12 protein-coding genes are annotated in these 12,468 nt (G+C 68.4%); 5 read left to right on the top strand and 7 right to left on the bottom strand.

Going from position 1 to position 12,468, the window contains the following annotated elements; translation table 11 throughout:
* Window positions 1-21 precede the first annotated feature (21 nt).
* From ACSFA7_RS08730 to ACSFA7_RS08710, 5 genes are all read left to right on the top strand, one after another.
* Window positions 22-1,065: an NADP-dependent oxidoreductase gene (locus ACSFA7_RS08730; protein WP_435499029.1), complete on the top strand. Its 1,044-nt coding sequence runs from the start codon at window positions 22-24 to the stop codon at window positions 1,063-1,065.
* A 172-nt stretch (window positions 1,066-1,237) separates the two neighbouring features.
* Window positions 1,238-1,795 (top strand): fimbrial protein, encoded by a 558-nt coding sequence (locus ACSFA7_RS08725; RefSeq protein ID WP_435499028.1) that lies wholly within the window; start codon window positions 1,238-1,240, stop codon window positions 1,793-1,795.
* A 216-nt stretch (window positions 1,796-2,011) separates the two neighbouring features.
* Window positions 2,012-2,797, top strand: coding sequence for a fimbrial biogenesis chaperone (locus tag ACSFA7_RS08720; protein WP_435499027.1), 786 nt, complete (start codon window positions 2,012-2,014; stop codon window positions 2,795-2,797).
* Between the two features lie 20 nt (window positions 2,798-2,817).
* On the top strand, window positions 2,818-5,478 hold the full coding sequence (locus ACSFA7_RS08715; RefSeq protein WP_435499026.1) for a fimbria/pilus outer membrane usher protein: 2,661 nt from the start codon (window positions 2,818-2,820) through the stop codon (window positions 5,476-5,478).
* The gene (locus ACSFA7_RS08710) at window positions 5,475-6,476 is read left to right on the top strand and encodes a fimbrial protein (protein ID WP_435499025.1); all 1,002 of its coding nucleotides are present in this window, start codon (window positions 5,475-5,477) and stop codon (window positions 6,474-6,476) included. Before ACSFA7_RS08715 ends, ACSFA7_RS08710 begins: the two co-directional genes overlap by 4 nt.
* A gap of 10 nt (window positions 6,477-6,486) precedes the next feature.
* Here the strand turns inward: ACSFA7_RS08710 and ACSFA7_RS08705 are convergent, their stop codons facing one another.
* The 7 genes from ACSFA7_RS08705 to ACSFA7_RS08675 all read right to left on the bottom strand — a co-directional run bounded on the left by ACSFA7_RS08705 (window position 6,487) and on the right by ACSFA7_RS08675 (window position 12,404).
* Window positions 6,487-6,807 carry a hypothetical protein gene (locus ACSFA7_RS08705; protein ID WP_206175949.1) on the bottom strand — a complete coding sequence of 107 codons (321 nt, stop codon included), beginning with the start codon at window positions 6,805-6,807 and terminating at the stop codon, window positions 6,487-6,489.
* Between the two features lie 88 nt (window positions 6,808-6,895).
* A complete protein-coding gene (locus ACSFA7_RS08700) occupies window positions 6,896-7,747 on the bottom strand; it encodes a DMT family transporter (protein WP_435499024.1) in 852 nt (283 codons plus the stop codon).
* A 70-nt stretch (window positions 7,748-7,817) separates the two neighbouring features.
* Window positions 7,818-8,519, bottom strand: coding sequence for a helix-turn-helix domain-containing protein (locus ACSFA7_RS08695; RefSeq protein ID WP_435499023.1), 702 nt, complete (start codon window positions 8,517-8,519; stop codon window positions 7,818-7,820).
* A gap of 53 nt (window positions 8,520-8,572) precedes the next feature.
* Entirely contained in the window at window positions 8,573-9,124 is a 552-nt protein-coding gene (locus ACSFA7_RS08690; protein WP_435499022.1) for a hypothetical protein, read from the bottom strand.
* Window positions 9,125-9,164: 40 nt separating this feature from the next.
* Window positions 9,165-10,310 carry an SLC13 family permease gene (locus ACSFA7_RS08685; RefSeq protein WP_435499021.1) on the bottom strand — a complete coding sequence of 382 codons (1,146 nt, stop codon included), beginning with the start codon at window positions 10,308-10,310 and terminating at the stop codon, window positions 9,165-9,167.
* On the bottom strand, window positions 10,307-11,599 hold the full coding sequence (locus ACSFA7_RS08680; protein ID WP_435499020.1) for an MFS transporter: 1,293 nt from the start codon (window positions 11,597-11,599) through the stop codon (window positions 10,307-10,309). The genes ACSFA7_RS08685 and ACSFA7_RS08680 overlap by 4 nt, the downstream gene beginning before the upstream one ends.
* A 19-nt stretch (window positions 11,600-11,618) precedes the next feature.
* Window positions 11,619-12,404, bottom strand: coding sequence for a hypothetical protein (locus ACSFA7_RS08675; protein ID WP_435499019.1), 786 nt, complete (start codon window positions 12,402-12,404; stop codon window positions 11,619-11,621).
* Between the last annotated feature and the right edge of the window lie 64 nt (window positions 12,405-12,468).

The following is a 12,468-nucleotide window of genomic DNA, read 5'->3' as shown; positions in this document are numbered from 1 at the left end:
TCCGTCAATCAAGGAGACACCATGAGCAGCTCACTCACCAACCACCAGGTCCGCCTCGCCAAACGCCCCGAAGGCACGGCCACCCGCGAGAACTGGAAGTTCACCACCGAGCCCGTCGGCGAGCCGGCCGAGGGTGGGGTGCTGGTCAAGACGCTGTCGCTGTCACTCGACCCCGCCATGCGCGGCTGGCTCAACGACGCCAAGAGCTACATCGCGCCCGTGGCCATCGACGAGGTGATGCGCGCCGGCGGCGTCGGCCGGGTCATCGCCTCGAAGAACCCGCAGTTCGCGGTGGGCGACACCGTCTACGGCACGCTGGGCGTGCAGGAATACATCCTGATCCCCGAAGACCAGGTCAAGCGCAACGGCCTGGTCAAGATCGACCTGCGCGTCGGTACGATCACGCAATGGCTCAACGTGCTGGGCATGCCTGGCATGACCGGCTATTTCGGCCTGATGGACGTCGGTCAGCCCAAGGCGGGCGAAACGGTCGTCATCTCCGGCGCGGCGGGTGCCGTCGGCCAGACGGTGGGGCAGCTTGCCAAGGTCAAGGGCTGCCGCGTGATCGGTATCGCCGGCGGTGCTGCCAAGTGCGACTGGGTGGTCAAGGAGCTGGGCTTCGACGCCTGCATCGACTACAAGGCCGGCGCCGGCGCGGTGCGCGAAGGCCTCAAGACGCATTGCCCGAAGGGCGTGGACATCTACTTCGACAACGTCGGCGGCGAGATCCTCGACGCGGTGCTGGCCCGGCTCGCGCGCAAGGCCCGCGTGATCATCTGCGGCGCGATCAGCCAGTACAACAACGCCAACAGCATGCCGGGCGCCGGCCCGAAGAACTACCTGAGCCTCCTGGTGAACCGCGCGCGGATGGAAGGCATCGTGGTGTTCGACTACGCCGACCGGTATCACATCGCCATCGCGGAACTTGCCGGATACCTGAAAGATGGCCGCATGAAGAGCAAGGAAGACGTGGTTTCGGGCATCGATACCTTCCCGGAAGCGCTCAACAAACTGTTCAGTGGTGAGAACTTTGGCAAACTGGTTCTGCAAATTGCCGCAGACTAGTATCGACTTGTTAACGTTCGTGCCTATGTCACGGACAATTGAATAGAACTGTTAACTACGGTGAACTGACGATAACAACAGTCCATTTTGCGTCATCGGGTAACTAGACTGCGGCCTGCCCTGCATAAGGCAGGTTGCAATTCGGTTATTTCATCTCCTCAGGGAACACAAAATGCAAAAGTCTGTACTCGTCAAGTTCGCATCGCTGGCCGTGGCCGGCGTCCTGTCGCAAGGCGCCTTCGCCGCCGACGGCACGATCAATTTCACCGGCGAAATCGTCGACGCACCTTGCTCGATCTCGCCCAACAGCCAGAACCTGACCGTGCCACTCGGCAAGGTCTCGCGCACCGCGTTCGACGGCCCGACCGCCGGCACCGCGCTGGTCGGCAAGAAGGCCACCCCCGCCAAGTTCAACATCGACCTGCTGGGCTGCGGCGCCACCGCCAAGGGCGCGACCGTGACCTTCTCGGGCACCGCCGACCTCGACGACGCCACCAACCTGCGCGTGGCCAATGCCGGCCAGGTCGGCGTGGGCGCGGCTTCGGGCGTGGCGATCGAACTCGGTGACTCCGCTGCCACCAAGATCCCGCTCGGCTCGCCGTCCGGCGAATACACCCTGGGCCTGGGCGACAACTCGCTGAAGTTCCAGGCAGCCTACGTGGCAACGAAGACGGCCGTCACGGTCGGCCCGGCCAACTCGGTCGCGCAGTTCACGGTTGCCTACAAGTAAGTAGCGTCCGCGGCATTGCCGCGGCCAGCCGGAGCGCATAGCCGCTCCGGGCCGGCCGGCGATGCCGCCCATGCCTGCGCCGCCGCCTGACTTCCGCGTCCATCGGCGCCGGCATTTCCTTCTTTTTCGCCTTTTTCCGACGGTGCCCCTATGCGCACCGCCGTGCTGGGGCGCGCGTGTTCCATGCGTCTGACCCGCGCCCAAGGATTCTTTTTTATGTGCAGCAACCATCGCTTCCGCTGGGCTTTCGCCATCCTGCTGATGCTGGGCCTCCAGGGGCTGGCCGGCGCGGGCGTGATGCTCGGCGGCACCCGCGTGATCCTCGGTGAGAGGGACCGCGAAGCCTCCATTCCGGTGAAGAACACCGGCACCTCGCCCTACGTGGTCCAGTCCTGGATCGACGCCGGCGAAGGCAAGAACAAGACCCCGCTGCTCGTCACGCCGCCGCTGTCGCGGCTCGACCCGGGCATGGAAAACATCCTGCGCATCATGCGTGTGCAGGGCGATCTGCCCCCCGACCGCGAATCGGTCTTCTGGCTCAACGTCAAGGAGATTCCCGAGAAGTCGAAGGAAGAGAACGTGCTCCAGATCGCGGTGCGCAGCCGCATCAAGCTGTTCTACCGGCCCTCGAAGCTTGTGGGCAAGTCCGAGGAATCGCGCGGCCAGCTCAAGTGGGCGGTGAGCGCGGGTGCCGAAGGGCAGGGCGCGGTGCTCAAGGTCGGCAACCCGACGCCTTATCACGTGACCTTCACCGCGCTGAACATCAACAGCGGCCAGCAGCTGATCAACGCCGACATGGTGCCGCCGTTCGGCGAGATGAGCTATCCGCTGACCACGGTGAAGGCGCCGCAGGCGATCCAGGTCAACTACACCACGCTCAACGACTACGGCGGCGAGACGCCTGAAGAGCGCGTGCAAGTGCCGGCTGGCGCGGAGCCCGTGGCCGTGAAGGCCGAGCTGGTCCCGCCGCCTGTGCCTTCCGCCGACGGCGCCAAGCGCTGAGACGCAAGAGACGAATCGCCATGCGCCGTTCACCTGCTCTTTGCGCACCGTTCCGGTTGACCCTGTGCGCCGCCCTGCTGGGCACGCTCGGCGCGCCCGGTCATGCGCAGGAGAAGCCACAGCAGTTGGCCGGCTCCAGCTTCAACGAGGAATTCCTCGGCATCGGTGGCGACCAGCCGCACGCGGACCTCTCGCTCTTTTCCTTCGGCAACCGCGTGCTCGCGGGCAAGTACATGGTCGACGTGTCGCTCAACGAGCGCGGCGCGGGACAGACCGAGATCCGCTTCGCCGCCAAAGAAGGAAAGAGCGATGCGGAGCCCTGTCTCACGCGCGGCATGCTCGACGCGTGGGGCGTCAACGTGGCGGTGTTCCCTGAACTCGTTGCGGCCGCGGACGAGGCCTGTATCGAGCTGACCAAGGTCATTCCCGATGCGGCCGTGACCTACGACGCCGGCAAGCAGCGCCTGTTCGTGAGCATTCCGCAGGCGGCGCTCAAGCGCTCGGCGCGCGGCGCGGTCGGGCCCGAGAAATGGGACCAGGGCATCACCGCCGGCATGCTGGACTACCAGCTCAACTTCGCGCGCTACAGCGGCAGCAATTACCGCAACGACACCAACCCCTTCGCGCCGCCGCAGAACGTGTTCGACGGGAACCCCTTCGCCGAGCGCGACAGGACCTTGCAGCGCAACACCCTGTTCGCAGGCCTGCGCGCCGGCTTCAATTACGGCGACTGGCGCTTTCGCCATTTCTCGACCTACAACCGCGGCATCGACGGCAAGAGCCGCTGGCAGGGCATCAACACCTACATGCAGCGTGACATCGCCTCGATCAACGGACGCCTCCTGATCGGCGACGGCAACACGCCGGGCAACTTCTTCGACAGCCTGCCGTTCCGCGGTGTGCAGCTCTCTTCCGACGACGCGATGCTGCCCGACAGCCAGCAGGGCTACGCGCCCACCGTCCGCGGCGTGGCGCAGACCAACGCACGCGTCACCGTGCGCCAGAACGGCTACGTCATCTACAGCACCTTCGTGGCGCCGGGCCCGTTCGTGATCGACGATCTGTATCCCACCTCATCGAGCGGCGACCTCGAGGTGACCGTCGCCGAAGCCGATGGCCGGCAAACCAAGTACACGCAGGCCTTCTCGGCCGTGCCCACGCTGCTGCGCGAAGGCACCTGGCGCTATTCGGCCACTGTCGGCAAATACCGCAACGGCTTCGACGGCAGCAGCGTGCTGGGCATTCGGTCGTCACTCTCGCAGCCGGTCTTCATGCAGGCGACGCTGGCGCGCGGGCTGGGTAACGAGTTCTCGGTCTACGGCGGCTTGCTGATGGCGAACATGTACCAGTCGCTGCTCGCAGGCGTGGGCAAGAACCTGCGCGATTTCGGCGCCGTGTCGGTCGATCTCTCGAGCGCGCGCACCACCGACCGCACACCGATCAACGGTGTGAAGACCTATGACGGCCAGTCGGTGCGATTCCTCTACTCGAAGGCATTCCTCACCTCGGGCACCAACTTCCGCGTGGCGGGTTATCGGTACTCGACCAGCGGCTATCGCACCTTCCAGGAGGCGGTGCAGATGCAGGACCTGCGGCCCTTCGAGTCGTTCAACAGCCGTCGCAACGAAGTGCGTTTCGAGGTCTCGCAGCAGGTCGGCGACCTGGGTACGGTGTTCGCGTCGGCGCGCCAGCAAAGCTATTGGGGCACCAGTGCGAAGGACCGGCTGGTGCAGCTGGGCTACTCGGGCAACTACAAGCAGTTCGGCTACAGCGTCTTCTACAACTACACCACCAGCCTGAACCGGCCGGCCGTGCGCCAGGTGATGTTCACGCTGAGCATCCCGCTCGGCGACACGCGCGCCAGCGCGCAGTACGCCGTCACGCGCGACAGCACCGGCCGCGTCAACCAGCAGGCCAGCGTCTACGGCTCGGCCTTCGACGACAGCCGCCTGACCTACAACGTGACCGCCGGCGCCGCGAACCAGGGCGGTGGCAGCAGCGGCAGCGCGAGCGCGAGCTACCTGTCGTCCGTGGGCCGCTTCGATGTCGGCCACTCGCAGGGCAGCGGCTATGGCCAGAGCACCTTCGGCGTGTCGGGCGGCGTGCTGATCCACGGCGGCGGCGTCACGATGTCGCAGCCGTTGGGCGAGACCGTCGCGCTGGTGCAGGCGCCCAAGGCCTCCGGCGTGGGCTTCGAGTCGCAGCCTGGCGTGGCGACCGACTGGGCCGGCAACGCGATCATTCCCAACCTCACGCCTTATCGCCTGAACCGCCTGGCCATCCGCACCGGCGATCTCGGCGACACGGTGGAAGTGAAGAACGCCGCCACCGAGGTGGTGCCCACGCGCGGTGCCGTGGTGGTCGCGAAGTTCGAGACCTCGGTGGGCTTCCGCCTGCTGATGGTGCTCACCGACCGCAAGGGCCGCATGCTGCCGCTCGGCTCGAAGATCGAGAACGAGGCGGGCCAGGAGGTCGGCATCGTCGGCCCCGACGGCCAGGCCTTCGTGACCGGCGCGGGCAGCAGCGGCCAGTTGACCGTGCGCTGGGGCCAGGACAAGGCCGACCAATGCGTCGTGCCCTACAGCCTGCCCGATGAAAAGAACCCGCCGCCGATCCGCGAGCTGAACGGCCAATGCGCCGCTGCTGCACCGGTCGATGTGCAACCGAAGGGAGCGGAATGAACCGCAGCCATCCATTCCGCCGTTCCGTGCGCTTCGCCGTATCGGCCCTCGCGCTGTTGCTCGGCGCACAGGGCGCGTGGGCGGCGTGCACCGTCACGCCGGGCTATGTCGAGAAGACCGTCAACATGGCGATGGGCCGCGTCCTCATTCCGAACGATGCGGCGGTGGGCACGATGTTCAAGAGCCAACTCTTCCCGCTGCCCCTCTCCGGCACAACCAACAAGCCATGGACCTGCGTGGGCGGGGGCAACGTGAAGGGCGTGATGCTGCAGGGCACCGCGGTGCCGGGCTATGACCACGTGTTCACCACCGCGGTGCCCGGCGTGGGCATCCGCCTGTCGCGCTACTTCAGCGACACCGAGGTCAGCTACTACCCGCACGACCGCTCGACCACCAGCGATTTCGGCGACTTCAATGCAGCGTCGCGTTTTCAGGTCGAGCTGTTCAAGATCGCGCCCGTCACGGGCAATGGCCCGCTCGCGCAGGGCACCTACACCCGGTACTACAGCGTGGCGGACAACAAGTCGGTGCTCACGACAAATCTGCTGGGCGAGGGCATCACCATCATCACGCCCTCGTGCTCGGTGGACCTGGGCTCGCGCAACATCCTGGTGGAATTCGGCAAGGTGCCGCAGAGCAACTTCAAGGGCAGGGGCACCACCACGGGCGACCGCAAGTTCAACATCAAGCTCAACTGCAAGGCCGGGCAGAACGCGCAGAACACGGTCTACCTGCGCATGGATGCGACGCAGGACCCGTCGAACGAACAGGGCGTGCTGAAGATCACGCAAGCCGGTTCGACCACCGCCACCGGCGTGGGCATCCAGGTGGTGGACGACAAGACCGTGCCGGTGAAATTCGGTGAAGAGGCATTGGTGGGGCCGTCGATGGACGGCTCCTATGTGCTGCCCTACACCGCGCGCTATTTCCAGACCGGCGACAAGGTGACGCCGGGCCGTGCCAACGGCACGGCGACCTTCACGCTCGACTACAAGTAAGTAGCCAGGCTCAGTCGGCGGGGCGCATGGGGATATCCCCCATCGCGTCGTCCTCGCGCAGGCCGCGCGCGGCCTTCAGCAGTTCGATCGACAAGCCGTCGCCATGGCCCGCGAAGCCCTTGGCGATGCCTTCCAGCGCCGTCGAGAGGCCGGCCTCCCCGTCGGCGCGGGCGTCCATGCTGATGTTGAGCACCCGGGCGGCCATCTGCCGGTAGGTGATGGCGCCGGCGCCTTCGAGCGCGGCCACCAGGTCCAGGTACAGCGCCAGGTTCAGGTCGAACACCAGCTTGGGCGTGATTTCGAAGTTGTCGTTCTTGTTCTTGTCGTCCATGGGTTCGGCTCCTTTTTTTCCTGAGCCTCCACTCTAGCCAGAAAAAGCGCGCCGATCCGTCGGACACGGGCGTGATTCGCTCATTCGTTCAACGGGCGCGCGTGCCCATGACGGCCGCCGCGATGATCAGCGCCGCGGCAAGCGCGATGCTCCAGGTGAGCGGGCGGCCGGTCACGGCCAGCAAAAGCGACGTGGAAGCCAGCGGCGTGATGTAGCTCAGGATGCCGATCTGCCGCGCGTCGCCGCGCTTGAGCGCCATGTCCCAGACGAAGAAGGCCGCACCGAGCGGGCCGAGGCCGCAGAGCGCGACCAGCAGCCAGTCGCGGGTCGACAGCGCCGCCGAGGGCTCCAGCAGTGCGTGACAGATCAGCGACAGCGCGCCCGAGACCAGCCCGAACAGCCCGATCGCCGAGGTCGGAAACGCTGGCACCCGCTTCGTCCACAGCGAGTAGCTCGCCCAGATGAAGGCCGAGCCCAGCGCAGGGAGGAAACCCCAGTAGCCGGCGGCTGCGCCCGAAGCCGGGGCCGCGCCGCCGCGCGCACCGAGGATCGCCATCGCCGCCCCCGCGAATCCGAGCAACGCCGCCACCACGTGGAGCGGCTGCAGCGACACCCCCGGCAGCAGCACCGGCGCCAGCACCACCATGAGCAGCGGCCACAGGTAGTTGACGAGATTGGCTTCGACCGGCGGCGCATGCCGCAGCGCGATGAACAGCAGGAAGTGGTAGCCGAACAGGCCATAGATGCCGAGAGCCAGCGTGCGCGGCGGCACCTTCCAGGCGCGGCGGTCGCGCAGCACGAGCGGCCAGCTCGGCACGCTGCCGATCATGAGTGCGAGCCCTGTGAGCAGGAACGGCGGCAGGTGCGACAGCGCCGTGCCGAGTGAGGCAAGGCTGGTCCAGAGCGCGATGGCGAGCAGGGCGTAGACGGTGGAAGACATGACCGGCGAGGCTACGCGATGCGGTCGTCGCGCAACGCCGGTCGCTCGTCGCGTGGCGACGGTCTTGTCGTCAGATGCCCCGGCGCCGCATCGCGGCCGTGAGCGCCGACGGCGAGCGGTAGCCCGTGCGCCGCGCCGTTTCCGCGACACCCATGCCGTCCAGCCGCAGTTCGCGCGCATGCGCCAGACGCAGACCGCGCAGCCAGTGCATCACGCTCACGCCCTGCTCTTCGCGGCAGCGCTGTGCGAACTGGCTGGGGCTCAGGCAGGTGACCCCGGCGAGGTCGGAAACGGTCAGGGGTTCGTGCCAGCGTGCCCGGGCCCAGGCCGTGAGCGCCTGCCAGTCGATGCCGCGGCGGCGGTGCGTGTCCGGCAGAGGCGAAGGCACGGAGCTCCAGGCTTCCAGCAACAGCGCGGGGCCGTGCTGCAGCGCGAGCATGGACTGCTGCGGCTGCTTCATGCACTGCGCGAGATAGCGTGCGAGCGCATGCAGCTGCGGCACATCGGCCGGTGCGCGCTCGGCGCAGCGGGCCCACGGCGGATGCGTGGTGTCGAGCACGAGGCACACGCTGCCGTGCCCGCGCGCCTCGAAGTCATGTCGGTCGCCCGGTGCGACTACCTGCGCCTGGCCGGCACCGATGCCCGCGCCCCGGCCTTCGACCTCGATATCCAGCACGCCATCGAGGCCGATCAGCACCTGGAAATGGTCGTGCGCATGGCTGCCGTGCGAGGGGCCGTAGTTGCGCAGGGAGAGTTCGTGTGTCGCGTGCATGGAGGGCTGCTGCGGATTGTCCGCGCAGCCCTCGCGGTGCCGCAAGCCGTGTCTCAGGCTCCTTCGGTCTCCTTGACGTGCCGGCCGTTGACCCGGACCGCTTCGACCACCTGCCCACCACCCGTCGCGAGCGGCTGCGCGCGGCCCTCGGCGCGCACCGTGTCGCCGACCTTCAGCCCCAGGCGCGCGAAGCCGTCCGGCTTCGTGTGGATGAAATCACCGGTGTCCAGCACGACGCCGTTCGCTTCGCCGTGCCGTGCGTAGTTCAGGCGCACCACGGTGCCGGCGATGTCCTTGCGGGGCGGTGCATCCTGCGGCGCCTGGCCGTCGACCGAAACGAGCCGCTCGAACTGGTAGACGCTGTGCGCCGCATCACCCTTGGGCGACGGGCCCTGTTCGGCGCCCTCGATCACCAGTGCCTGGCCCGGGCGCAGACCGGCGAAGGCGGTGGCGGCCGGGTGTTCGTGGCGATCGAACACGAACTGCGTGGCGATGCCGTCGGTGTCGATGAGCACGCCCTCGATGCCACCCTTGGGGCTGTAGACGAGATGCTGGAATCGGCCTTCGACGGACCAGATGTCGAGGGTGTCGTGGGAATGCGGCATGGGAGTTCCTTTGTCGGAGTGTGGGGGAGCGAGGGGAAAATCAGCCGAGCCGCAGCAGCACCGCGGATGCTGCGCACACGAGCAGAAAGGGAATGCTGATGCGGTGGAATTCGCGCAGGCCGTGCGGCACCTTGGCCAGGCGCAGCGCGATCAGGTTGGCGAGCGAGCCCAGCACGCAGCCGAAGCCGCCGACGCTCACGCCTGCCGCGAGCGCCGGCAGGTCATGCACATAGCGGTCGAGCAGGATGGTCGCCGGCACGTTGCTGATGAACTGCGAGGTCACGATGGCCGCGAGGTAGGCGCGCCAGCCTTCGGCAATCGGCCACTGGCCCATCAGCGATGCGATGGCCGGCAGCTCCGCGAGCTGGCGCAGGTCGACGAACATCAGCGCGATGATCGCGAGCAACGCCCAGTCGATGTCGCGCAGCACCCGGCGCTGGAACACCAGATAGGCGCAGAACACCACCGCCAGGCCGGCAACGAGCCAGTGGCGGTCGAGCGCGACGACGAAGCCCACGAACAGCACGCCCGAGAGCGCCAGCAGCCGCGGCTGCACCGGCGCGGCCTCGGTCGCCGGCTTGAGCGCGATGGGCGTGCGCGGCACCAGCAGCCACACGGCGACGAAGAGCCAGAACAGCATCACCGCCACCGTCGGTCCCATCATCCCCATGAAGGCGAAGAAGCTCTCGCCCGAGCGGTGCCAGAGATAGAGGTTCTGCGGATTGCCGATCGGTGTGAGCGCGGAGCCCGCATTCACCGCCAGCGCCTCCAGCACCACGAGCCGCGCGAGCGGCAGGTGCGCCTGGTTGGCGAGCACGCGCGTGAGCGGCACCAGAAGGAACAGGCTCACGTCGTTGGTCACCAGCGCGGAGAGCAGTGCCGCGCTCGTCGTCAGCAGCATCGCCAGGCTGCGCTGGTTGTGCGTGCGCGCGAGCAGGCGCTGCGCGGCGGCCTGCAGCATGCCGCTCTTCTCCACGCCCTGGGTGATGGCGAGCAGGCCGGCCAGCGCGCCCACGGTCTGCCAGTCGACCAGCTTGAGCCAGTCCATCGGCGCACGCGGGCGCAGGAAGGCGAACGCGACGGCCACGGCGACCAGCACCCAGAGCAGGCCGTTGCCGCCGCCTTCGTGGGGCGAAGAGGTGTCGGACGACGAGGCGGGCAGGGCGGGCGCGGTGTCTTTGGTCATGAAGCGGTGGAGGTCAATGCGGAAGCGGCCGGCGCGCCGGCTGGCGAGGGGCCTTGGCCGCGAGTTTCGCGAGTTTCAGGCATGGCCACCGCAAACAATGTCAGCGCGCCCGCCGCGATGCCCGCGAGCACGGCAAAGGCCGTGCCGTAGCCAGCCGCGTGCGCCATCGCGCCGCCCACCAGGTTGCTCAGCGCCGCGCCCAGCCCGACGCAGGCCGCACCCAGCCCGAGCGCGAAATTGAAGTGGCCGCTGCCGCGCGTGAGATCGCTGATCGTCAGCGTGAGCATCACGCCGAAGATCCCCGCGCCGATGCCGTCGAGCAGTTGCAGCGCCAGCAGCGCGGAGGGGCTGTCGGCGAGGAGGTAGAGCAGCCCGCGCACCGGCAGCACCGCGAAGCCGACGAGGAAGATCGGCTTGCGCGGCAACCGCGGCGCCCAGCGTCCAACCGCCAGCCCGATGGGAATGGTGACCAGCTGCGTGACGATCACGCCGGCCGAGAGCCACAGCGCAGCCGAGGTGCCGGCCCGCGTGCCAACCTTCTGCGCAACGAGCGTGAGCATGGCGGCGTTGGCCAGGTGGAACAGGAAGGCGCAGGCCAGCAGCACGAGGAGCCGGTGGTCGTACCAGCGCGCAGCGCGCGCACCCGGCACGGACGAGGACGCGGTGGGCGGCTCGGCATCGGCGCCCCGCGCCAGTTGCAGGTCGATGTCGCGGTGCCGGATGCGAAGCGCCGCCGCAATGGTCGGCAGCGCCATGACCACGGCATAGAAAAACATCGCGTGTGAACCGAAGGCGTGGCCGACCCAGCCCGTGCCCAGGGCCCACAGCACCGTGCCCGCCGCGGTGATCGCGGCGTTGCGGCCGATGCGCGCATCCAGGCCCGCGCGGCCCACCATGCCGAGGCTGGTCGCCGCGATCGCCGGCGCGACCAGCGTGCCGGCCGCGCCGATGAGCGATTGCCCGGCGAGGATCACGCCATAGCTCGGCCAGTTCGCCATGACGAGCAGGCTCACGGCGATCAGCGAGATCGCGCCCGCGATCCAGCGCGGCTTGTGGCGCACGCTGTCGATCAGCGCGCCGGCCGGGGCCTGCACCACGAGCCCCACCAGCGCCGAGACGAACATCACGGTGCCGATGCGCTGCGGGTCCCAGGCCAGCGTGCCGGCCATGAAGACGACCAGGAACGGCCCGACGCCGCCCTGGATGTCGGGCGCGAGGAAGGCCAGCGCGTCGAGCGCGCGCAAGCTGCGTCGCGAAGGCGTGGTGGTGGAGGCGGTGGGGCGGGTCATGGCGGATTTCGCGCGAGGGTCAGGAGGCGGGGTTCGGTGCGGGCGGCGGCATCACCGGGGCCGGCGGCACCGGACCCCGACCGCGCGGTCCACGCGGGCCGCCAACTGGCGGTGCGGGCTCGAGCCCCGGTCCGCCGAACACTTCGCGCTCGGTGCCGGCGCTCTCGCCCAGGCTCGTCGCTTCGAGCGCCGCGCCTTGCGCGCTGCGCGTTCCCCAGCCGCGCGCATGCAACGGCGCACCGGGCTGCAGCTGCGCGCCATACGCCGCGCCGATGTGCGGCGGGAAGCGCACGATGGTCCTGTCTTCGAGCATCACGCCGCGGACATCGCCACGGTCGGTGTAGAGCAGGCGCTCGATGCGGCCGCCGGCGGTCATCGCACTGAGCGCGCCCGATCCGCGCGGTGGCGGCGGGGCCATGCCCGGTGCCGGCGGCTGGTCGGTCACGCTGCGGCCGTTGGCGACGATGGCCTGGGCGCGCACCACCGGCACGTTCGGCGCGCGCCAGCCGCTGACCTGTACCGTGTCACCCGGCTTGAGCATCTGCATCACGGCCGCGGAGAGATGCGGCGGGAACGCGACCTGCGTGCCGTCCGAGAGCAGCAGCCCGTCGGCCTCGCCGTTCGGGTTGATCAGCCACTGCTGTGCGCGACCGCTGACGGTGGCAATGCCGGCCTCGGGTGCGGCGGCGAAGGGCGTCGGCGCAGGAGGTATCGGTCCGCCGGGCGGTGGCGGCGGCATTTGCGCGAAGGCCGTGCTCCCGGCCAGCAGGCAGGCAGCGGCGATGAAGGGGATGCGGGGTGTCATGGAGGGCTCCTTGTGTGGATGGATGCCCAAGGACATCTCACACAACGTGCCAGCCGGGAAGCCC

It is taken from the genome of Variovorax trehalosi (assembly GCF_051216415.1).
Classification (GTDB): Bacteria; Pseudomonadota; Gammaproteobacteria; order Burkholderiales; family Burkholderiaceae_C; genus Variovorax.
The sequence above is the reverse complement of the archived record's forward strand: the minus strand, read 5'-3'. Positions and strand labels throughout refer to the sequence as shown.

Bases quoted from the DNA above. Each gene is read 5' to 3' on its own strand.
- ACSFA7_RS08730 (WP_435499029.1), top strand. From the start codon at position 22: ATGAGCAGCTCACTCACCAACCACCAGGTCCGCCTCGCCAAACGCCCC.
- ACSFA7_RS08725 (WP_435499028.1), top strand. From the start codon at position 1,238: ATGCAAAAGTCTGTACTCGTCAAGTTCGCATCGCTGGCCGTGGCCGGC.
- ACSFA7_RS08720 (WP_435499027.1), top strand. From the start codon at position 2,012: ATGTGCAGCAACCATCGCTTCCGCTGGGCTTTCGCCATCCTGCTGATG.
- ACSFA7_RS08715 (WP_435499026.1), top strand. From the start codon at position 2,818: ATGCGCCGTTCACCTGCTCTTTGCGCACCGTTCCGGTTGACCCTGTGC.
- ACSFA7_RS08710 (WP_435499025.1), top strand. From the start codon at position 5,475: ATGAACCGCAGCCATCCATTCCGCCGTTCCGTGCGCTTCGCCGTATCG.
- ACSFA7_RS08705 (WP_206175949.1), bottom strand. From the start codon at position 6,807: ATGGACGACAAGAACAAGAACGACAACTTCGAAATCACGCCCAAGCTG.
- ACSFA7_RS08700 (WP_435499024.1), bottom strand. From the start codon at position 7,747: ATGTCTTCCACCGTCTACGCCCTGCTCGCCATCGCGCTCTGGACCAGC.
- ACSFA7_RS08695 (WP_435499023.1), bottom strand. From the start codon at position 8,519: ATGCACGCGACACACGAACTCTCCCTGCGCAACTACGGCCCCTCGCAC.
- ACSFA7_RS08690 (WP_435499022.1), bottom strand. From the start codon at position 9,124: ATGCCGCATTCCCACGACACCCTCGACATCTGGTCCGTCGAAGGCCGA.
- ACSFA7_RS08685 (WP_435499021.1), bottom strand. From the start codon at position 10,310: ATGACCAAAGACACCGCGCCCGCCCTGCCCGCCTCGTCGTCCGACACC.
- ACSFA7_RS08680 (WP_435499020.1), bottom strand. From the start codon at position 11,599: ATGACCCGCCCCACCGCCTCCACCACCACGCCTTCGCGACGCAGCTTG.
- ACSFA7_RS08675 (WP_435499019.1), bottom strand. From the start codon at position 12,404: ATGACACCCCGCATCCCCTTCATCGCCGCTGCCTGCCTGCTGGCCGGG.